Genomic DNA, 20763 nt, shown 5'->3' with positions numbered 1-20763 from the left:
AATAACAAGATCCGAGTGGCTACCAGACGGTCCTACGGCTTTCGCACCTACGATGCGATGGAAATTGCCCTGTATCACACGCTAGGAAAGCTCCCCGAGCCCAATGAGTTTACCCACAGATTTTGCTGACGAGGCCAAATTATGTACCTATGATTGCTTTTGGGATGGTTTTGTTTGCTGCAGGGCTGTTGTTTTAAAAGGCGGCGCACCCCTGGTTTTCCCGTCTCTGTGGCTTCCGTTCTGCAGGTTTGACGGTGAGTGTGTCATGGTGGCTGGCTGTGACAAGCAACAAATGCGACAAGGTGCGGCGCAAAGTCCGTGTGGAAAAAGCCGTGGGGGATGGTGAGTGGCCGGCATGAGATTCTTAATGGGCCTGGCGCGGAGGGCGGGGCGGGCGCGCTACCCGCCCCGGGCTGGGTGTTACGCCGCTGCTGTTAGGAGGGCGGCGGTGGCGTCGATGGCGCTGTAGTCGAAGTCGATTTCTTCGATGAAGCGGACGGCGAGTTGGTCGTTGATGAAGAGGACATGATCGGAGGTGTCCATGCGGGGGGCGCCGTGCTCGCCGAACCACCAGAATTCGATGGCGCCAAAAACGGCGAGAGGTTTGTCTGGAGCTGCGGCGACGCCGTAGGGTTCGAGGACGTCGGTCCAGATGATGGGGTAGCATTCTGCGCCCCCCGGATTTGGAATCAAGGCAAAGCTAGAGCGTCTGCTGGTAATTGGGCAGCCAGATTCTGCGCCCCCCGGATTTGGAATCAAGGCGAAGCCGCGTTAGCCCGCTGTCGTGGCGATGTGGTGTGCTGGAGCCCATTGGGTGCCTCTCGGTGGTTCGTAGGTGAGAGGGGCTGCGGAGGTGGGTTTGCCAGGACGGGCGGCGGACCCAGGGTGTTGGCTTGAAGGTGTCAGGATGTACTTTTGGAGATGGAGTGCGAATGGGTAGAGGACTGGGTGGGGGGTTCCGTTCTGGTCCAGCGCGGTTGAGAGATGCCGTTCAAGCCGCTTGATTGCCTTTCGAACGCCATCATTAACGCGCCGGGCGCTGTCCTGGGAACGGCTGGCGTGACGCCGCTGGAATTCAGAGATGGCCTCCAATTCGCGGAGGGCTTCGGCTTTGACGGGTTCGGATTCGTCTTCGGAGTCGAGGATGGCTTCGAGTTCTTTTTCTTTTTTGAAGATGGCGCGCATGGCCTGGGCGTCGTCGAGGGAGAGGCTGCGTTCCTGGATGCGCGCACGGCTTTGCAGGGGGGCCGCCTTGCCGGTGGTTGGGTCAACGATGGGGGCGAGGCCGAGTTGCTGGCGATAGATTTCGGGGATTTTGGCCATGAGATCGATCGCATGAATTGGCTGTTCGGGGGGGTTGTAGAGGAGCCAGGCGACGTACAGGAGTCCTTTTTCGTGGCGGATGTCGGCTTCTTTGAAGTCGAAAATCAGGTGCCAAACGCCCAGGCCTTTTCGGAGGGCGTAGCGTGGTTTGTGGATGATGGCGGCGGGCGCTCTTTCGGTTTCGGGGGTGAAGCGCAGAAAGAGGTGGGCGGGCGGTTGGCGGGCGGTCAGGGTACCTTGGGGGGTGAGCGTGACGGTTGTGTCGAGAGGGAAGAAGGCGGCGCCGTAGTTTTCGAGGATTGCGAGGGCTGTGGCGTCGATATGGGTGCTGGTGGGAGCGAAGAGGAGGAAGGGGCGGCGGAGGTGCGCTGCGAGTTGGGCGACGGTGCTGCGGAACTCCTCGGGGAAAACGTGGATGGTCAGGATGGCTGGCACTGCCGCTGACGACCAGGAGCCGACCTGGGCGGCGTTGGCCGGGTGGAGGAATTCGAATTTCGGGTTTAGCTGGAGTGTTTTGCAGAGGGCGCGGCCAAGGCTTTGCCAGTTGAGTTGAAGGGGGGTTATTTGTTCCATGGTGAGGTGGATGTCCGGGCAGGTTGGCGGGTCGCAACGGCAGACGGCAATGGCGCCGGTGTGGTCATGCCGGAGGATGATGTCGTGGTTGCAATGGCAGAGTTTGCACCGGCGGGTCAGGGGGAGAACTTCAGCGGGATGCAGGCAGAGTGTTTGGAATTGTGGAAGGTTCGGGCCAAGGAGGGTGCGCCACTGGTCTGGCGTGGCGATGAGGCCTGGGACCTCCTCGAGGGCATGCCAGGGATTCTTGGACATCGTGGGGCCTGTGTGTTGCCGGCTATTTTGGGTTCTCGGGGCCGGCTCAGCAGCGAACGGTGAGGGCGTGCCGGTGGTGGTCCACGGTGTCGTCGTCGTTATCGTCATCGGTGTCGGGGAATGGCAATGTTGCGGCGGCGATGGCGATTAGCAGGAGGATGGCTGCTGCTGCTGGTGGCATTTTGAAGCCGTGTTTGTTGAGCCAAAGGTAAATTGTTGTTGGATCGTGTGGCGGGTGTATTGAGATTGTATGTGGTGGGACGATCTCGACGGTGAGGGGTCCGTCACCGGCCTTGGGTTGGATGCGGAAAGTGGCGCGGGTTATTTCACCGGCTGGTGGGATGGGGTTGGGGCATGTTGAGCAGAAAAGGTCGTCGCCCTTTTTGATGCTTATTTGGTTGTTGGAGTTTTCCCAGGTTATTTCGAGCTGGCGGAGTGTGATTTTGGCGAATGCCGGGATGTCGAATGTGCTGAGGGCATCGCGGCCCTGGGTGCGCAGGGGTTCGAGGGTGAAGTTGGGGGATTCGGGAGATTCTGTTGATTTGTCCGGACAGTTTGGGTCGTTAGCGATCATAAAACTCGCTTTCTTGTTTCGGGCGTTTAACACCTTATTAATACGCGCGGGCGAGACCGGCTGTATTTCTCTGCAGACGCATCTTGCCCGCGCTGCCCTACTGTTAGGGGGATGGGTTCCCTAAACGGCTGATTTGTGTAAAGCGAAATTCGTGCCAAAAAACCGTACTTTCCCTGGGCGCATGGGTACGGGGGTTGCTGGTTATGGGGGTTGGGGGAGTGTCTCAGGGTGGGGCAGTGGTGTGGGGAAAATGGACGGGGTGGGTTGTGAAAACGCCTGAGAGCCCGAAAAAGGCGCGGCGCGTTCTACTCTTGGGGATAGAGGAGGATGCGGTCGTGGACGAGGACGACGAGGTCGTTTTTGCCGTCACCGGTCATGTCGGCGATGAGGGCTTCGCGGGGTTCGGGCATGTCGCTGCGGCGGCCACGGAAGGTATGCTCCTCGAAGACCTGCCAGCGATTGGCCGGGATGAGTTTGTGGTGTGAGTCGAAGAGGACCAGGTCGAGATAATTATGAGCGGTTTCAAGGAAGACGAGGTCTTTGCGGCCATCGTTGTCGAGGTCGCCGGAGATGACGTCGTTGAGATAGCCGTCGTGGATGGGGGTTTCATAGCCGTCGAGTTCATCGAGTTCCCAGGCCTTGCCTTGCAGGGGCAGCCAGGCGACTGCGTTGAGCCCGAGCAACGCCAGGGCATTGCCATTGGCGGAGGTCCCCAGTGAAACGCCTTGGAGGTTGCTGAAGTCCGCGATGGGCAATGGAATGTTGCGGGTGACACGGAAGACGCCGGAATCATCGCGCTCACAAAGGGTGAGGGCCTTGCGCTCGGCATCCAGCAGGAAGAGTGAGGGGAGCCCGTTGGCACAACCCGGCATGGCAGCGGCGGCGACGAGGCGCGAATTGCGCGAGGCCCCGTTGATCTGCTCTTTGACCTTAAAGGCCCAGCCCTCTTCATTGTTGGCCTCCGCGCCGGCCTGCTGCCGTTCCAGAACGACCGCGCGCAGGAAGTTTTTTTGAGTGAGCAACAGCTCGGGTTTGCCGTCGCCGTCGATATCGGCGGAGCTAAGCCAGGGCTGGTCGATGGCGCCACCGGGCGGGGCGACGTCGATCTCTTGAAAATCTTTGCCGGGCACTTGCCGCAGGATTTTGACTTTCTCGTATGGGATCAACACCACCAGGTCGGGCAGGCCGTCTTGATCGACATCATGGAAGACCATGGTTGTGGGATTGGATTGAAAACTTTCGCTCAACTTTTGTTTGCGAGTCTTGCCATCGGCGGTCCGCGTCACCAGCGAGCGCTTGCCGTCCTGGTCCATGATAACGGCCAGGACCGGTTTGCCCTTGGGTTGCAGTTTGCCCACGGCCATGGCCAGGGGCTTGCCCTCGAACGGCAGGAGCGTCGGGAATGGCAGGCGGCCCTTCTCGTCCAAACGGGTGACTCCGACGCACTTTTCATCGGCGCTGAGCATGAAAATCTCAGGTTTCCCATCGCCTTGCCAGTGGGCAACGGCCAGGTCGCTCACCCCGGCCAGGCAGGGAAAGGTCTTTGGAGAAGCCAGGGAGCCATCCTTTTCCTGCAGGTACAGGGAAATCTGCCCGCTCTCGGGTTCAGCCACGACCAGGTCGGGCAGACCGTCGCCATTGACATCGGCCCAGACCTGGCCGCGCCGCGCTTTGTCGGTTTTATTGAGCGGGAGCACTTGGAATTGGCCCCGGCGGAAACAACCGGACAGCGGTTGGGCCTGTTTAAGGACAAATTGGGAAACGGCGGCGCGCCCGGAGTTCAGGGCGATGGTCATGATGTCGGTTTTGCCGCGCGGTTCGAGGTTATCGGCCCAATAGGAGCGGATGGGAGCGGCTGAAAAGTACAACTCCGGGCCGAGCTGGCCATCGGGTTTTTGGAGGCGAAAGCGGAAGGGGTTTTTGTCCTCCCAATTGACCAGGAGCAAGTCGCTGCGCCCATCGCCATTGATATCGACGAGCTGGATGGATTTCGCAGGTGAAGAGAGCGGGATTTTTTGCGGTTCACCCAGCGTATGGTCGGCCTGTTGAGGAAGAAAATAGACGTAATCCTCAGCCAGGAGAACCAGGTCAGTGCGCCCGTCGCCATTCAGGTCGCCCGTGCAAAGGGCATTGGGGGAGAGTTGGCCGTCGTCAATAGGCCAGCGTTTGGGGATGCTCCAGCCGTTGGCGCCCTGGTTGTACAGGACGACCAACTCTTTTGGGTCGCCGTAATAGGCGATGTCTGGGCGGCCATCGCCATTAAGGTCCGCCACGACCAGGCAGGAAATCCGCTTTTCAGAGGCGATGGATTCAATCCGGAACCGGGCATCGGGCGGCAATTGGTTGATCTCGCGTCGAGGCGAGGCATAGGGATTGCGGACCCGGTTGGTTTTGGCGGTTTGATTGTAGAGCAGGTTAATCTTCGAGCGGGCGTTATTGACCACAATGAGATCATTGAGGCCGTCGCCGTCCAGGTCGGCCACGTGCAACTGGGAAATCTGGTTGTCGATGGGAAAAATTTCCGGACCGGTAAAGCCGAAGTGGTTGCGGTTCGTTGTGGCCGCCGAACCGTTTAGAATAAGCCCAGCCGTAGCCAGGGCCGCTGCGCAGAGAGAAAAATATCGGGATAAAACCATAATTTTCAACGTGACAGAAAATGCCAGCCGGCGGGGGTGTTGGAAAGGTAATTCGGGAAAAGCATTGCCGAGCTCGGCGTGCGCGCAGAAACGGTGCGACGACTCGTGCGCCGGAAGGTGCTTCGAAAACTGCCCGGACTTCGCCGGATCCTGATCTCCCGGAGCGAACTGCATCGCTACCTCAATCCTCACTGAGCCACCGCATTGCGCTTAGAGAACGCGATCACCTGAAAATTGGCCAAGAATTGGCCAAGCACGCTTTTTCGATTTTCCCGGCGTTTGATTCGAATCGCGGAAGTGCTTGCCAGACGGGAAGAAGAAGTGGTGCCCCGGCTAGGACTTGAACCTAGAACCAATTGATTAAGAGTCGGTTTTTTATAGACGCACTAATCGTGCCAGTCCCGAGACGTTATTTTATCGGAGTGCATTTCATCCCGTGCTTATGCGGTCAGGATGCACTTTCATTTTTTTAACGTGAGAGCCGTTGCCAAGGGGCAAGGTTTTTATACAGGGTGCGGATTTTTTATATGCACGGCTTCGCTTGTCAGGTTTGTCAGGAGTTCTGACTCCGATTGACGTTCAACCGCACCTTCTTTACGCTCGCCGTGGTGTTTGTGGACGCCTGAACAATGCGGACAAGCGTGCCTTGCCATGCAGATCAAGAAAGACGTTGTTTCTCACATGGAATCAAACCATCCGGGCTTTAGGTTCGCTTGGGCAAAATCTGTTTTCTACAACTTTCGCCGGGTCCACGAAGACGGATTGTACGATTGTATTTTCTTTCAACGGGACGGAAAAGCCGGTGCTTTGGCTGTTGAAGTTGCTACAACTTATGACCCGTGCTGGAATGGAGCGGGAGGTTCTCCTATCGGAAGGAACACCGGCCTTTCAAACCTGAAATTTGGACGACGTGCTATTGAAGTAGAACTGAACTGGTATACATACGGAAATTCAATGAGCGAACTACACTTAGTTTTAAACGAGATTTCCGGGGATGTACGAAATCATGCGATGGATTTCTTTACCAAGTCAGCGGAAACGTTGCGGTCCGATAAACTGCTTCAATACGGACTTGCGGTAGTGCGTCGTTGGAAACCTCTTGACGAATGCGATCGCCTTCCTCTTGAAGCCGATTATAAGGGCGGGTACCCCCTGAAAAATCGGTTGTTTGAGAAACTTGAGGGGGATTTGCGTCAATTTGCCGCAGATAGCGGTCTTTCAACGGAAGAAGTTGGGTCGTACACCTCACAACTCTTATACAACTTTAGACAGCAAGGTTGGGCATGGGAGAATTGGAGGACGTAGCCTTACTTCGAGTTCCCCGATTTCCGTGTAGCCGCCCTGCTTTTCTTTCATGGCGTGACCGGACCAGAATTCCCGCCACTTGTCAAGGATTTGTCAGAGTATAATAAATCGGATATTAATTTTATTTTGTGTAAGTGATTGATTATGAAGTGGTGCCCCGGCTAGGACTTGAACCTAGAACCAATTGATTAAGAGTCAACTGCTCTGCCAATTGAGCTACCGAGGCAACCGATTGAGGCAACCGAACGGTGGAGAAGATTGTGGCAAGCGGGGGTTTTGTCAATAAAAGCCGGGCAGCAACGACACGGCGCACAAGCCTGAGCGCCTCCCGCCTGTCAAAATTCGCCTTGTCCGTCTCCCATCCCCCCGTTGCATTCTCCTGTTCAATCCCAAAGGGTACGCCTAAAATACTGAAGATCAGCAGAACGAGGGCGAGGATGATGCGACCGGGTGCATTTTCCAAAAGCGCGCCAAGCCAAAAGAGCGCACCAACAAGGCGCACCCATACACACGGTGAAAGAAATGTAAGAAAGAGGAGAGCAATGGCGCAATGAAAAAGGCGGCCCCACTCAGAGCCGCCTGAACCTAACTAACCACCATTACAAGGAACCGCTGGTAAGCTAATCGAGCCTCTGTTTCGGACAATGGGGTGAAAACCCCAAAATTTGGCTAATTTTGCATTTTTCATTGAAAAGAAGCCACTTGACAAAGTTTCCGACAAAGTTTCCGACAAAGGAAGGCAAGAGGCGGCGGCTAAATGTCCGATCCGGGATGGACCAATTTCCCATTCCGGTATTACCGAGCCGGATTGCCTTGAGCAAAATCCTTGAGTGTAACTCCGCAACCGCCGGGCTGAGCTCCTTCTATCGCGTGAAGAGCCTGGCGGGCCTCGACCACCACCGAGGTACTCGGCTGGATGCAGTGCGAAACCAAAAGTACGAGAGCCTATTTTTCTGTTCTCCGCTTTCTGGTTTTTCTTCTCTCCCCATGATTCTGTCCTCTCAATGGTTCCTGGCGCTGACGCGCAGGCCGAGCTTCTCAGCCGCCTCTGCGAAGGACAGGGCGGCCTTTTCGGAAGTTACGCCGGCGTAGGGATCGTTGGTAATCAGGATATTGCCATCGAGGTCCAAATAGTCGCACAGTTCAGCCAAATGTGCGGCGGCGCTGATGAGGATGCTCGTTTCGATCATGCAACCGATCATCGTCTTGAGCCCGGCTTTGCGCGCGGCTTGGAGAGCAGCAAGACCGGCGCTGATACCACCGGTCTTGACCAGTTTCACGTTGACGCCATGAAAACATTTGGCCGCCTCCTCGATATCATCGGCTAAATGATACGATTCATCGCCAAAGATGGGCAGAGGGGACCGTTCCTTAAGCCAGGCCCAGTCTTTGGCCGGGATGCTGGCGGGCATCGGCTGCTCGACAAACTGGATGCGGCCGTCCTGGGCCAGCCATTGAATGTTTTCCAGGGCTTGCTCCTTGGTTTTCCAGCCTTCGTTGCCGTCAACGCGGATAGTTTTTTGGGGGGCGACCTCGCGCAGGGCCTGGAGATTGGCTTTGTCGCCGGGGACACCGAGCTTCATTTTGAGGATGGGGTAGCGGTCGGCCTCGACGACCTTTTGGCGGATGACTTCCGGTTTGTCGATGCCAATGGTAAACGAGGTAACATGGCGCCCTTCGCGGAAGCCGAGTCCGAGGAAATCATAAACAGGCTGCCTGGCACGTTTTGCCGCGCCGTCGAGCAAGGCGATGTTGAGGGCGCATTTGGCGGCCATATCGTGCCGGGAAAGGGTGTCGAGATAGGTCATGCTTCCGTCGATGTCGTTGAAAGAAAGGCCGCGCGGGTCCACCCGTTTGAGGAAGCTTTCAACGGTGGTGACGGATTCTTTGTAACGCGCGCTGGGGGCGGCTTCGCCCAGGCCGCTGGTGCCGTCAGCGCCGGTCAGTTCCACGATAACGACTTTGGCGGCTTTGGTGGCCTGGGTGCGGGCGATGGCCCAGGTATGGGCCAATTGGAGTTCGAGTGGTTTGAAAGTCAGTTTCACTGGGCATACGGAAGCGGAAACCGGAGGAAAAAGCAAATGTTGTGTTACGACTGAGTTTTTCGCTAATCCTCTTCCAAGGGTTGAAATGTATGACCAGAAGCGCATCACTTTTGCGCTTTCAGGATTCATGCCACTATAGAAAAGGGATTAAACCGCGGAACACGCGGAATACGCGGAATACGCCTGATTCTTTCGCGTATTTCGCGTATTCCGCGGTTCGAAAGAATTTGTTAAAGTCGGGATCAAGCTCGACGCGGTTCGGGGACAGAGAGCTGGGGGCAGATCTTTCGGGACAGGTTGATTTGGGCTCCGCTTGTGCTAGTTTGAAGCAGTTCCCATTATGCGCACTATGATAAAATGGAGTTGCGCGTCCACTCTCGCGACGGGGTTGTTTTTTGGCGCGAGCCTGCCGGCATCATTTTCGGCGGCAGCGCTGCCCCTGCTGCCAGGGCTCCTGGCGGCGACGAAATCGGGCAACGACTTAATGTTGTCGTTTGCGACCACCAGCACGAACTATTACGGGCTGCAGATGCGCCCGGACTTGTTGGCGCCGTGGACCAATTTCCAGGCCGGGATTCAGGGCTACGGAACCGTGAGGTCGGTTATTGTCAGCAATGCAGCCTCGGCCAGCCAGGGGTATTACCGGCTGACGCTCCAACCCAAGCCAACGCAACTGCTGTTGGCGCAGTCCACGGCGTTCGCGATTCTCGGCTACGACTGCGGCGGCATCTCCGAGCAGGTCTATGCAACCGGCTTCGATCCCGCCAGCGGAAATCCGACCGGCACGGTGGACCTGAAGACCTCTTGCAGCACCGGCAGGGCCGGGAGTCCCCCCTCTGTACACACGGCCTCGGTCACTGTGATGTGGGATTGGGCCGGCAACGTGGTCTCGACGAGCACGCCCGCGAGCGGGGCCCGGGCCAACCCGGCGTTCATTGCCACCGACGGGTTCAAGGACATTCTTTATAACGGCGGCGCGAACGCGTATCTCATCGTTCCGGTACCGGGGGCGCCGACGGGTGTGACTGCCGTTCAGTCGGGCGACCAGTTTCGGGTTGCCTGGATGCCGAACGGAGTCAACCCGGCCGCCATCACGTCATCGACGCTGACAGCGGCGCCTGTCAACTCAACGGCTTCAGTGCTCACAACGACCGTGGCCGGGCCGGGCGCGAACGGGGTCATCCCGATGCTGCAGCCCCAGACGACATATCAAATCACTGTGGTGAGCACCAGCATCGGCGGAACCGGTCCGGCCTCGACTCCGATTGATGTAACGACCGAGGCGGCCTCGATACCACCTTCGGCCCCGACCAATGTCATGGCGAGTTGGTCGAACCCAGACCCCACCGGGACGAACGACACGCTGGTGGCCACGTGGGCGGCGGCGGTGGCCGGCGACAGTCCGATTGATCAATATCAGATTACGATCATTGGCAGCGACGGTGCGGGCACGTTGACGGAGGCGGTGTCCGGAACGGCGCTGACGGCGTACTTTAGCGTGGATTACATCCCGAACTGGTCGGTGACAGTGAAGGCGCACAATGCCTTCGGATGGGGTCCTTCGTCGAATGTTTTTAATCTGGGGGGCCTGTAAAGAAAGACGAGACACGAATTTCACGAGTTTTAACGAAGGGGATTTGCGTGTTCCAAACCTGTTGATCGCGGACTGGACCATCCCATAAACCCTTCGCTTCCCCGGCCGAGGCAAAAGCAAATCTATAAATTCAAAAGGTACTGGGGGGACCATGGGATGGATTACACACAGAGGGACCCCTCTCCCCTTCGCGGCTGCACTGCTCCCTCGGCCGTCTCTTGCGTTATCAGGCTGGGCGTTAAAATGCTTTTATGAAGACGCTGACTGTAACTCAAGCGAGGAACAACCTTGGGCTCTAATGAAACGCGCGCTCGCGGGGAAGGACATTGGCACCGTGTCATTAATTGAAATTGAAAGGAATTTGCTTTTTGGCACGGAGTTGTTTTGTACGCTGCGCGGGTGACTGAGCTCGTTAGCCGGTCGCATCAATCTGAGCGCATTCGATTCGCTAATAGACGCGCCTGGAAGAATCGGCTGGGCTGCTCTATTACCGGTCTTCTCGATGACACGCCACCTCTCAAATCTCCACGCGTTGGCGCCCTCACGCACAAAGGTCATAATAACCGTCACGGCTGGCTCAAATGGCGCATGACACCGAACGGTAGCTCGTTCTGAGGTCGGTGAATCGGCATTCACGGATTCAATTCGAGCGAGAGCAAAGCGCCGCAGCAATTTGAACTCGCGCTTTCGAGCGGCGAAGCGCACCAGTTCCCAGCGCTTCTTGGCGACAATGCTCACAATCTGGCGCACCTCGGCAGCAGTCAATGACGTCTGGGCCGGACGTGGCGAACGGAGATTCCAAAACCGTGCGATCACCACAGCCACAACTACAACAATGGCTCCCAATATGAGAGCTGTGCCTCGGAATTTCCTCGGAAATGGGCCCCCTACTTTGCATATTTTTTTCACAGGCGTCCCATAAGGGGAAAGTTTCGCGTTGGCCCATTGATTTTCAGGGGTTTCGTTAGGCTTGGTGCCAAAATGAGATTTTGAGTTTTGCGGATCGAGTTTTTGGCCGATTGCGTCCTCTGGTTTTTGTAGCCTGCTGTCCCATAGCAGGCAAAAGCAAATCTATCAATTCAATAAATAATCAATATCAGTTTATCAATCGTCCGGAAGCGCGAGACCCTTCTGCCACTTTGGCGCCATTGTGTTCAGCGGTTGTTCTCATCAGGCCGCAGCCACTTTTGGGGTATGGGGTGGGCCTCTTCCAAAGTCCTGGGGCGCGGAGAACGGCCGGCCTGGTTTTCGAAGACGAACACACCCTTTTTGTTGCCAACGACAATATCAGGGAATTTCTTGCTCGAGACGAAGCCGGCGGTGACTTGGGTTCCGACGCCGGAATTGTCATCGATGAGGTGTGGGACGTAATCGACCTGGCCATCGGCGTGGCGGACCAATTGGAACCAGTAAAGGACGGCCTGCCCGTTGGAATCCGGGTCCGGGCCATTCTTGCCGTGCGCCCAAAAGCGCTTTCCGGTGACGATATCCATTAAGCCATCGCCGTCGATGTCGGCCAGGGCCAGGGCGTGAAGCTGGGAAAAAGCGACGCCATATTTGTTGGGTGTGGCGTCTTTATTGAGGATCAGGTGTTGGCGGAAGGTGATATTGCCGTTTTGGCGGACCTGCTCGTACCAGGCCAGGCCGTAGCCGTGGGCGTTGAGGCTGGTGATGACATCATTGAGGCCATCTCCATTGACATCATAGACGAGCATCTGGGCGGCCTCGTCGGCAAAGTGGAATGGGTGTTTAATCCAGACCGGGTCGTTTTCCAGAGAAGCGGGCTGTTCCCACCACCCGTCTTTTTCGAGAATATCCACCCGGCCATCGCCATTGATGTCGCCGCATCCGATGCCATGGGTGAAGCGCTGGTAGTTGCCTTTGGGTGAAACAGGATGGAATTTCCAAGGGGCGGCGGGGTTCTTCCAATCGGCCTGGGCATAGCCGATGTAGCCGCGGGAACAACAGAGTATCTCAGGGCGGCCATCGCCGGTGATGTCGGCCAGACCGGGCGATTCATCATCCACCACATCGAAAATCACGTGGCGCGCCCAGTGTCCTTCGGCGCCCCTGGGATTTTCGTACCAGGCAGCTTCTTTTCCCGGAAAGCCATAGACCAGAATATCGGGCCACCCGTCGTGGTTGAAATCATAGGCGAACGTCAGGAAGCACTCCGAATAGGCATTTTTCTCGCCAAGCGCCCCTTCGAACCCGGGGATTGTCTCCTCGGCGCCATCGGCATTTTTGCGTTTGAAGGTGGCCGTGGCCGGAGCGAACTCGTGGCGTTTCTTGAAATCCGGTCCTTCGTACCAGAAGGGTCCCGAGCAGACATCGATTTTGCCGTCGTGGTTGAAATCTGCAATGTCGGCGCCCTCAGCCCAAAACTGATCGGTCAATTGAATCTTCTTGAAAGTGGGGAGGAGGTCTCCGGCGGAGGCGAATGAAATGGCCGTGCAGAGAGCGACTGAGGAAAGCAGGACTTTAAACATGGGGGAATGCTTGACAGTTTTGGACAGGGTGGTCAACCTTGTTCCTCGCCTAAGAGCCGGCTGAAGAATATGAGCCGGGATGCTGACTATCCGGTAGCGAATGCGGTTTCACGCCGTGATTTCCTGAAACGCACGATGCTGGTCTCGTCTGCGGTTGCGGGCTACGGGGCGGCCCCGCTATCTGAGGCCAAGGCGGCTGAGCCAGGGCGCTGCCCGATTGTGGTTTTCAGCAAAGTGTACCAGGAGCTTGGGTTGAATTTCAACGAAGCGGCGGAGGTTAGCTCGGAAGCGGGACTCGACGGTGTTGATTCCCCAGTTCGCCCAGGCGGGGAAATTGAACCGGAACGAGTAGCTGAGGAACTTCCTCGCTACGCCGGCATCCTCCGCGAGCGCAAGTTGCAAATCCCGCTGTTGAGCACAGGGATTCTAAGCACGGCCACGCCTCATGCGGAGGATGTCCTGCGAGCTGCTGGCACGGCGGGGGTGCAGTATTACCGGATCGGCTTCATCGAACGCGAGGCCGGGGTTTCGAGTGAAAAGCAAGCGCGCGAGGTGCGGGCGCGACTGAAGGACCTGACGGCTCTGAACAAAGCCATCGGAATTGGCGCTCTCATCCAAAACCATTCGCCGGCGGGCAACCACACTTACTTTGGGGGTGATTTGCGTGAGATCGCAGCGGCGCTCGAAGGGCTCGACCCGGCCCAAGCCGGGGTTGCCTTTGACATCGGCCATGCCCTGGTGGTGCATGGGGCGGAATGGAGACGCTACTTCGAGTTGGTGAAGCCGCATTTCCGGATCGCATACGTCAAGGACGTGGCGGCGGGCCGGCGGTGGGTGCCGTTCGGACAGGGGGACATCGCTGGCACTGGCTATTTCAAATTGCTCAGGCAAATGGGATACCATGCCCCAATCTCGATGCACATGGAATACGACTGGACAAACCACGGCAAAAACAAGAGCCGCGCCGGGTTGGTGAAAGCGCTCAAAGAAAGCCGGGCCGCGTTGGAGGGCTGGTTGGCGGATGCGTGAGTGGCAAAACAGGGCCAATGACAAGGTCAGTTCCAACCCTTTGTAGGAGACGAAGTAAGGGGTCTCTGATCAATGGTGTTCGATGTTGAATGACTCCCGCGCCCCGCTCACGTGAGCGGGGCGACGTTTTCCTGTCCGACGCGCGTTCGGGGACGCGTTCCCCCGACGGGAGGTCGTCGGGATACAACGGCACTTCAACCTACAGCGTCAACCGGCTCAAGGATGCCGAAAGTTATCCGGGGACTCCTCCCGCAAAGGTTTGGCGGCCTCATAAAGCTCAATTTGAGCCTCGAGCGCCTGCGCCAGGGAGTTGCCGGGCGGTTGAGAGGCCAATTGCAAGGCCCGGCGCGCAGTAGCCGCTGCCTCGGCAAAGCGTCCTGTTTCGGCAAAAGCAGCCGCCAACGTGCCGAGCGCAACGGGGTTCCTGCCGCCGGTAAGGGTATTGGCGCGCCGTGCCAGTTCGAGCGCGCGGGGCCCGTTGCGTAGAGAGGCTTCGGCGGAGGTCGCCAGGAGCATGGCCAGGTTGATACAGGTGTTTGCGCTGGCCGGTTCGAGAGCCAGCGACATCTCATACTGTTCTGCGGCTTCGCGCTCGTGGCCGGTCGCGCGAAGCGCATTGGCCAGGTTATTATGCGCATGGGCCGAGCTGGGCCGGATTTCAACGGCCCTTTGGAAATGAGCGATGGCCTCATCCACCGCGCCGGCTCTAAACAAGAGCAGGCCCAGGTTATTGTGGGCCAGGTCGGCATTGGGGTTTTGCGCCAGAGTCGCATGATAAAGGGTTTCGCTGTCGGCGAAGGTGGCGGCCTGGCGCCAGGTCTGCGCGGCCAGGCCAGGCAGCAGCAGCGCTGCAATAATGTAAATCAGGCCGCGGGCCTCCAGAAGTTGCGCGCCGCCTGTTACCAGGGCGGCACCGAGAGCGATCAGGCCGAGACACGGGAGATAGGTCCAATGGTCACACACGAACGAGTAGCGCATGAAATAACCATTCATAAAACCGAGCAGCGGAAAAAGCGTGCCGGCGAAGTAAAGGACAGCCGCCAACGGGCCGCGACCAATACGGGCGCGCAAGGCCCAAAGGGCCACGAGGCTGGCGGCGGCTGAAATGGGGTAAAGCCATTGCAGGAGCGAATGGGACTGGAGCTGCCAGCGAGGATAAATGAAACAAAGGTGAGCCGGTAAAACGAGCTTGCCAGCGTAGAACCAGAGGGCGCGTCCGGCGATGAGACAGCGCTGGGCCCAGGAGAGGTCCCATTCCGGGCCGTTGGCGCCGACATGATGCCGTTCGAGCCAGGAGGTCAACAATCCCAAACCAATTGTCAGCGCAAAGAATGGCAAAGCGGGCAAGACATCCTCGCGCAGGCGAATCGTCCCGGTCTTCCACCAACAGATTAACAAAAGCACAGCCGGAAATGCGAACGTGGTCGCCTTCGCCAGGTAAGACGCCAAAAAGAGGACGAGAGCGCCCAGGTAAAACCGCCACTCGCGCGGCAAGGGTCCGGGTTTGGCAGGCACTCTGTCGTCATGTTTCCAGAAGCGCGTGAAGCGTCCGTAGCACAATAAGGCGCCCAGAAACAGGGCCAGCGAGAGCACATTCTTGCGCTCGGTGATCCAGGCGACCGATTCGGCACCAAGGGGGTGAAATGCAAAAATGCCCGCCGCCAATCCAGCGCCTGGAACATCGAGGCGCCGAAGCAATTTCCAAAAAAGCAGCGCGTTGAGAATGTGCAGGAGAACATTTTCCACGTGATAGGGGAGCGTCCAAAAGCCCCAAAGATGGTAATCGAGCCAGAAGCTGCTCGCCGTCAAAGGATAGTACTGCTGCAGGGCGGTGAGATGACTCCATATCTGTCCTAAGCCCGACAAGCTGCCGAGCAAGTTCTGCAATTTCAAAGTCCAGGCGTCGTCGTCCCAGACAAATCCTCCGTCGAGGCAAGGGCCATACGCGCACAAGGTCCCAATCACCAGCAGAAGGATGGGCAGCCAGCCTCGCAGCCACCATACACGCGCCCAATCCAAGCCTGCCTGCGTGAAGCGCCCGGGGATGACCTGAGCAAACCTGACGGGCTGGGGAGTTCGTTGCAGCCGCATTGGGCTGCAGTTTAAAAGGTCGCGAAGGCAGATTCAATATTCGGATTTGCGTCGTCCCCTGTGCAGGGCTATGGACAAAGTGCAGGGCAGGCGTCCACGCCTGCCGGGTTAACCGGGCGTCTCGCCCGGTTTTGTGAGGTTCTGGCGGCGGGGACGCCGCCAGAACCCGCAGGCGAGACGCCTGCGCTACTTTGTCACTGGCCGTCCCGTTGCGCCGAAGTCTATTTTGCTCTTGGTTCCAGGGTCTCTTTTGTTACTTTACCGCGCATGGAAATGTTTCATCGGATTTTGAAAACCGCCATGGAAGGCGGGGCTTCGGATGTCCACCTCAAGATCCAGACGCCCGTTATCTTCCGGATCAACCGCCAGCTCATTGCCATCGAGTGTCCCCTTCCGACCCAGGATTGGATGAACAGCATCGTCGAACAGATCACCCCCGCTCACCTCAAAAAGAGGCTCGAACAGGAGCGTGAGGTTGACTTTTCCTATTACGTGCCAAGCATCGGCCGATTCCGCACGAATCTTTTCCAGCAGCGCGGGCAATGGTGCCTGGCCATGCGCTACGTCAAAACGGTCGTCCCGAGCTTTGAGGAACTCGGTCTGCTGGAGCAAATCCGCAAGATAGCGGAGTCTCCGCGGGGAATCGTGTTGCTCGCCGGTTCGACCGGGTGCGGCAAATCCACGACGCTGGCGGCGATGATCGAGCACATCAATGCCAATTTCAAAAAGCACATCATCACACTCGAAGACCCGATCGAGTATGTTTTCGAGGACAACCAATGCGTGGCCGAGCAGCGCGAGGTGGGCCTGGACACGCTCTCGTTTCATCATGCGCTCAAGCATGTCCTGCGGCAGGACCCGGACATCATCATGATCGGTGAGATGCGCGACTCGATCAGCTTCACGGCGGCCATGAGCGCGGCCGATACCGGTCACCTGGTGCTTTCCACGCTCCACACTACAAACGCCGCCCAGTCGGTTAGTCGTATTCTGGACTTTTTCAAAGCCGACGAGCGGGAACAAATCCGGCGCCAGCTTGCGGGCACGTTGCAGGCGGTCATCTGCCAGCGCATGGTCGCCACCATCGCCGGCTCGATGACGCCGGCACTCGAGATCATGATTAACACTCCCACTGTCAAAAAGCTGATTGAAGAGAACCGGCTCGATAAATTGCCTGCGGCGATCGAAACGGGGATGGACGACGGCATGATCAATTTCAACCAGGCCCTGTTCAACCTGGTCAAGCAGGGCAAGATAACCGAACAAGAGGCGCTGGGCAAAGCCACCAATCCACAGGCCCTCGAAATGAATTTCAAAGGAATCTTCCTCGACGAGGGCCGGCGAATCCTGACGTAATGGGGGGTTATGGGCTCTTTCGGGCCTGCAACCGCTGGAGCATGGCGAAATAGCTCCAAAGCGGCCCCGCAAGGCCTCGCTGGCGCAGCCGATTAACCAGTCTTTGGTATCCGGGGTCCGGATCGCCCACGAGCCAGTTGGGCGAGCGCCGGGCGAAGTCCGCAATCTTTGCAAAGGTGTCCTCCTCGGTTAACCCCGGCGCCAGATAATAGACTGGCTTGAGGAGATTCGTTTTGCGGGAAATGCGTCCCTCGGCAATCGCCTGGGTGTGAAGGCGTGTTCCGGGATAGATGCGCATGCCGACTACCGCCAGGATGACAGCCCCCGGTATCCGCTGCGAGTTTTCAAAACCTTTTTCCAAAGTCGCCTCCGTTTCACCTGGGCCGCCCGCGATCAGAAAATGGCAGAAATCGATTTTTTCCTTCCAAGCAAGTTCACTGGCGCGGCGGACCTCTTCGAAGGTAAAATCCTTGCGATAAGCTGCCAGGACTTCATCGCAGAAGCTGTCCGAACCAAACTCGATATGGGTCAGGCCGGCGCGGGCCATCAGCCGCATCAAGTCCGGTGTAAGGCCCTGGGGCCGCAGAAAGCAGCCCCAAGGCAGCCTGAGCTTTCGGCGCAGGAGGGCCTCGCAGGTCTCGGTGACATGCCGGGCCGAAGAGTTAAAGACCGAATCGACAATAAAAACGTACCGCGCGCCCAAGCGTTGCAGGCGCTCGAAATCATTCGCAATGAACTCGGGCTGCTGACGCCGGCGCCGGCGTCCTTCGACGAGCGGGTAGGTGCAGTAACAGCAGCGGAACGAGCAGCCCCGCTGGGTTTGCAGATTGAGCATACTGCCCTGTTGGATGTAATAGGCCGCTATAGAAGCCGGCCTGTCGCACAGATCGAGGGCGCAGGCGGAGCCGGCGGGCGCAGCCCCGTTGACGATAACCTTCCCGTCCTCGCGGAAGACCAGGCCGGGGATGCCGGAGTAATCGGTCCCGTTTTTCAGCGCCGAAATCAACCTGAGAAAGCCAGCCTCTCCTGGCCCTGCAATACCAAAATCGGCCTGAGCCAATTCGAGCAACTGCTTTGGAAAAATGCTGAACCCGCTGCCACCCAAAATGACCGGGCAAGATGCCTCGACACGAATTGCGGCAGTCAGCTCGGCGAGTTCTCCGAAGAAGGTTTCCTGCTTTCGGATGAGCACATCGTCGATATTGCGCACGGAGATGCCTACGAAATCCGGGTGCCACTCCCGCAACACTTGAAGCAAACGACCGGAGTCCATCAGCCAATCCAACCAGAGGCATGTGTGTCCGGCGCGGCGCAAAGCGGCGTTGAGATAGGCCAAGCCGAGCGGGAAAACCGGGTCGGGACTCGAACATTGATTCGCGCTAATAAGGAGAATCCGGCACGGCACGGCTTGAGGATAGCGAGTGCCGGCACGGGAAGGAATGGGAAAGTGAACCGGATGGAAAAGTCTGTCCTCGTCGAGGCGCCCACGCTCTTCACCGGTTTCTCCTTGTGCTGCTCCCGCCCGCTCGGTAAAGAAACCACCATGCCGGTTTATCTCAGACCCATTTCACGGCGGCGGTTTCTCGCCCGTTCATTGACGGCAGGCGCGGGGCTGGTCCTCAACCCCGAATTGTTCGCTGGCGATCGAGGCATTGACCACGATTCCTGGGCTTTGCTCTCCGATACGCATTTGGCGGCAGACCGCACTTTGGTCTCGCGCGGTATCAATATGACCGAACATTTCAAGGCCGTTTCGGGCGAGTTGCTGGCTCTGCCTGGCCGGCCATCGGGGGTCTTTATCACAGGCGATTGCGCCTATAACAACGGGGAAAGCGCTGATTACGGAGTGCTGGCTAACTTGCTCGAGCCGATTCGCGCGGCTCAAATGCCGGTGCACCTCACCTTAGGCAACCACGATAACCGCGACCGCTTCTGGGAAGCGTTCGAAAAGGAAAAAGCAGCCCGCCGCCCCTTGGCTGACAGGCAGATGGCCCTTCTGCGCACGCGCCGGGTCAATTGGTTCATCCTGGATTCACTCGAAAGGACGCTCTCGACACCGGGTTTGCTGGGGCCTGAACAATTGAATTGGCTTGGCAAAGCGCTCGACGCCAACTCGCATAAGCCGGCATTGGTTCTCATCCATCACAACCCGGGGCTCAACGGCGGGAACATGGGATTGAAGGACACGATGGCTTTGCTTGAAGTCATCCGGCCACGCAACCAGGTGAAGGCTTATATCTTCGGCCACACGCATCACTGGGATGTCCAACAGGACAGCAGCGGCATCCATTTCATCAACCTGCCGCCGGTCTCTTACGTGTTTCGTCAAGGCGAGCCCTCCGGTTGGGTGCATGCGCGGGTGCAAGGCAAAGGAATGGAGTTGGAGCTGCGTTGTGTGGATAGGTCGCACAGAGCTCATGGGCAAAAGATTGCCCTGGATTGGCGCGCGGAGGCTCGGGGGTGAATCGCCTGACCCGTAGCGAGGCGCGACCTCAGACCAGGCGGAGCGAGACACTAATTTCACGAATTAACACGAATTTTTTTGCGATCGCAGGGGTTTCGAGAACGAGGACGGCCGCGAGGAGGAGGACGAATAGCGGCAACTCTGCCTCTACCCGGCTGCTTGGGTTCCGGAACTGTTTTGGGCCAAGGGCCGGAAGTTTGTCGATTGCGATTTGGTTTTGATGCGAAGAAAATCCAGCAGCTTGCGCCCTTCGAAATCGCCGCTCGAATCGCTATTGAGCCACACACCATCGGCGAGGCGGGTGCGTGTGATTGTGAACGCAAGCTTCTTCAAACAACCGATGACGCCGCCGAGGAAGTCCACCTCGGACCCCAGTTGGATTTGGGCCCGGGCAACCTCGAACTCGCCGGCATCAATCCAGAGCGTGCCGGAGATGCGATTGAGCAAGCGGTCCACGATATGGCGCGCGGGCGGTCCGGGGATTTTGGGCTGAAAACTGATGCGATAAGCCGCGCGCCCGTTGATGGTATCCTGGTCCAGGAGTTTAAAATCAAAGCGCGCAACGAGCTCGGGGGTGAGAAAACTCTCTCGATTGTCCCCGGCTGGTGTGTTTTGGCCCAATAATTGACGCACATTGACTTCGTTCTCGGCTTGCTTCTTGAGGTCCGCCCGGGCGGGTGCGTGGCCATCGACTTCGACCAGCCTGGCGTAGGTAAGGCCGTCTCGGAAGGAGACCTGGTAAACCTTTTCTTTGCGCTCCTTGACGTGGCCGGTAGCGTCCAGTTGCTCGATGATACTGGCTTTTGTGTAAGTATAGCGCGCGGGGCGCTCCTTGGATGGACTGTGCTGGGCGCAGGCGACTGCCTTCTGGATAATCTCATCAAGCCCAGGCGGGCTTTCGGGGCGCGAAGCGGCATGCCCACTGGCACTCGCAGCCGCTAAAAACACCGTGGCCAACCAAACGATTCCCGAACGGACCAATATCATGCAGTCTATATCATAGGCATGCCCCACCCTGGCGGCAAGGCC

Annotated in this window: 15 protein-coding genes and 1 tRNA gene; 5 read left to right on the top strand and 11 right to left on the bottom strand. The window is 57.8% G+C overall.

Features of this window, described 5'->3' with window-relative positions; all coding sequences use genetic code 11:
- Positions 1–420: 420 nt before the first annotated feature.
- The 4 genes from VG146_19285 to VG146_19270 form a co-directional block, all read right to left on the bottom strand.
- A complete protein-coding gene (locus VG146_19285; GenBank protein ID HEV2394499.1) occupies positions 421–693 on the bottom strand; it encodes a hypothetical protein in 273 nt (90 codons plus the stop codon).
- A gap of 78 nt (positions 694–771) precedes the next feature.
- Positions 772–2151 (bottom strand): hypothetical protein, encoded by a 1380-nt coding sequence (locus VG146_19280; GenBank protein ID HEV2394498.1) that lies wholly within the window; start codon positions 2149–2151, stop codon positions 772–774.
- A 46-nt stretch (positions 2152–2197) separates the two neighbouring features.
- The gene (locus tag VG146_19275; GenBank protein ID HEV2394497.1) at positions 2198–2725 is read right to left on the bottom strand and encodes a hypothetical protein; all 528 of its coding nucleotides are present in this window, start codon (positions 2723–2725) and stop codon (positions 2198–2200) included.
- Between the two features lie 305 nt (positions 2726–3030).
- The gene (locus VG146_19270; GenBank protein HEV2394496.1) at positions 3031–5361 is read right to left on the bottom strand and encodes a VCBS repeat-containing protein; all 2331 of its coding nucleotides are present in this window, start codon (positions 5359–5361) and stop codon (positions 3031–3033) included.
- Positions 5362–6012: 651 nt separating this feature from the next.
- On the opposite strand from VG146_19270, the gene VG146_19265 reads away from it, so the two are divergent.
- Positions 6013–6666 carry a hypothetical protein gene (locus tag VG146_19265; GenBank protein HEV2394495.1) on the top strand — a complete coding sequence of 218 codons (654 nt, stop codon included), beginning with the start codon at positions 6013–6015 and terminating at the stop codon, positions 6664–6666.
- A 150-nt stretch (positions 6667–6816) separates the two neighbouring features.
- On the opposite strand, the gene VG146_19260 is transcribed toward VG146_19265, so the two are convergent.
- Positions 6817–6892 (bottom strand) — tRNA-Lys (locus tag VG146_19260).
- A gap of 775 nt (positions 6893–7667) precedes the next feature.
- A complete protein-coding gene (locus VG146_19255) occupies positions 7668–8711 on the bottom strand; it encodes a dipeptide epimerase (GenBank protein ID HEV2394494.1) in 1044 nt (347 codons plus the stop codon).
- A 340-nt stretch (positions 8712–9051) separates the two neighbouring features.
- Between VG146_19255 and VG146_19250 the strand changes: the two genes are divergently transcribed.
- Positions 9052–10305, top strand: a complete 1254-nt coding sequence (locus VG146_19250) for a fibronectin type III domain-containing protein (protein HEV2394493.1) — start codon at positions 9052–9054, stop codon at positions 10303–10305.
- Between the two features lie 249 nt (positions 10306–10554).
- Here VG146_19250 and VG146_19245 read toward each other — a convergent pair whose 3' ends face one another.
- Together VG146_19245 and VG146_19240 are read right to left on the bottom strand one after the other, a co-directional pair.
- Positions 10555–11130: a hypothetical protein gene (locus VG146_19245; protein ID HEV2394492.1), complete on the bottom strand. Its 576-nt coding sequence runs from the start codon at positions 11128–11130 to the stop codon at positions 10555–10557.
- A gap of 329 nt (positions 11131–11459) precedes the next feature.
- A complete protein-coding gene (locus VG146_19240) occupies positions 11460–12794 on the bottom strand; it encodes a VCBS repeat-containing protein (GenBank protein ID HEV2394491.1) in 1335 nt (444 codons plus the stop codon).
- Between the two features lie 69 nt (positions 12795–12863).
- On the opposite strand from VG146_19240, the gene VG146_19235 reads away from it, so the two are divergent.
- Complete coding sequence (locus tag VG146_19235) at positions 12864–13823, top strand: TIM barrel protein (GenBank protein ID HEV2394490.1); 960 nt, start codon at positions 12864–12866, stop codon at positions 13821–13823.
- Positions 13824–14039: 216 nt separating this feature from the next.
- Here the strand turns inward: VG146_19235 and VG146_19230 are convergent, their stop codons facing one another.
- Complete coding sequence (locus VG146_19230; GenBank protein ID HEV2394489.1) at positions 14040–15914, bottom strand: tetratricopeptide repeat protein; 1875 nt, start codon at positions 15912–15914, stop codon at positions 14040–14042.
- A gap of 267 nt (positions 15915–16181) precedes the next feature.
- Between VG146_19230 and VG146_19225 the strand changes: the two genes are divergently transcribed.
- Positions 16182–17270 (top strand): PilT/PilU family type 4a pilus ATPase, encoded by a 1089-nt coding sequence (locus VG146_19225; protein ID HEV2394488.1) that lies wholly within the window; start codon positions 16182–16184, stop codon positions 17268–17270.
- Between the two features lie 7 nt (positions 17271–17277).
- Here VG146_19225 and VG146_19220 read toward each other — a convergent pair whose 3' ends face one another.
- Positions 17278–18675, bottom strand: coding sequence for a lipid biosynthesis B12-binding/radical SAM protein (locus VG146_19220; protein HEV2394487.1), 1398 nt, complete (start codon positions 18673–18675; stop codon positions 17278–17280).
- Positions 18676–18726: 51 nt separating this feature from the next.
- Here VG146_19220 and VG146_19215 point away from each other — a divergent pair, with 51 nt between their 5' ends.
- Complete coding sequence (locus tag VG146_19215) at positions 18727–19734, top strand: metallophosphoesterase (protein HEV2394486.1); 1008 nt, start codon at positions 18727–18729, stop codon at positions 19732–19734.
- A gap of 147 nt (positions 19735–19881) precedes the next feature.
- Here VG146_19215 and VG146_19210 read toward each other — a convergent pair whose 3' ends face one another.
- Positions 19882–20721 carry a hypothetical protein gene (locus VG146_19210; protein ID HEV2394485.1) on the bottom strand — a complete coding sequence of 280 codons (840 nt, stop codon included), beginning with the start codon at positions 20719–20721 and terminating at the stop codon, positions 19882–19884.
- Between the last annotated feature and the right edge of the window lie 42 nt (positions 20722–20763).

It is taken from the genome of Verrucomicrobiia bacterium, assembly GCA_035946615.1.
In the GTDB taxonomy this organism is placed as follows: domain Bacteria; phylum Verrucomicrobiota; class Verrucomicrobiia; order Limisphaerales; family UBA8199; genus DASYZB01.
Note: the sequence above shows the minus strand (reverse complement) of the source record. Positions and strands in the feature narration are given on the sequence as shown.

Coding starts and splice junctions, on each gene's coding strand:
- VG146_19280 (HEV2394498.1), bottom strand. CDS start 2,151: ATGTCCAAGAATCCCTGGCATGCCCTCGAGGAGGTCCCAGGCCTCATC.
- VG146_19275 (HEV2394497.1), bottom strand. CDS start 2,725: ATGATCGCTAACGACCCAAACTGTCCGGACAAATCAACAGAATCTCCC.
- VG146_19270 (HEV2394496.1), bottom strand. CDS start 5,361: ATGGTTTTATCCCGATATTTTTCTCTCTGCGCAGCGGCCCTGGCTACG.
- VG146_19265 (HEV2394495.1), top strand. CDS start 6,013: ATGCAGATCAAGAAAGACGTTGTTTCTCACATGGAATCAAACCATCCG.
- VG146_19250 (HEV2394493.1), top strand. CDS start 9,052: ATGCGCACTATGATAAAATGGAGTTGCGCGTCCACTCTCGCGACGGGG.
- VG146_19240 (HEV2394491.1), bottom strand. CDS start 12,794: ATGTTTAAAGTCCTGCTTTCCTCAGTCGCTCTCTGCACGGCCATTTCA.
- VG146_19235 (HEV2394490.1), top strand. CDS start 12,864: ATGAGCCGGGATGCTGACTATCCGGTAGCGAATGCGGTTTCACGCCGT.
- VG146_19230 (HEV2394489.1), bottom strand. CDS start 15,914: ATGCGGCTGCAACGAACTCCCCAGCCCGTCAGGTTTGCTCAGGTCATC.
- VG146_19225 (HEV2394488.1), top strand. CDS start 16,182: ATGGAAATGTTTCATCGGATTTTGAAAACCGCCATGGAAGGCGGGGCT.
- VG146_19215 (HEV2394486.1), top strand. CDS start 18,727: ATGGAAAAGTCTGTCCTCGTCGAGGCGCCCACGCTCTTCACCGGTTTC.
- VG146_19210 (HEV2394485.1), bottom strand. CDS start 20,721: ATGATATTGGTCCGTTCGGGAATCGTTTGGTTGGCCACGGTGTTTTTA.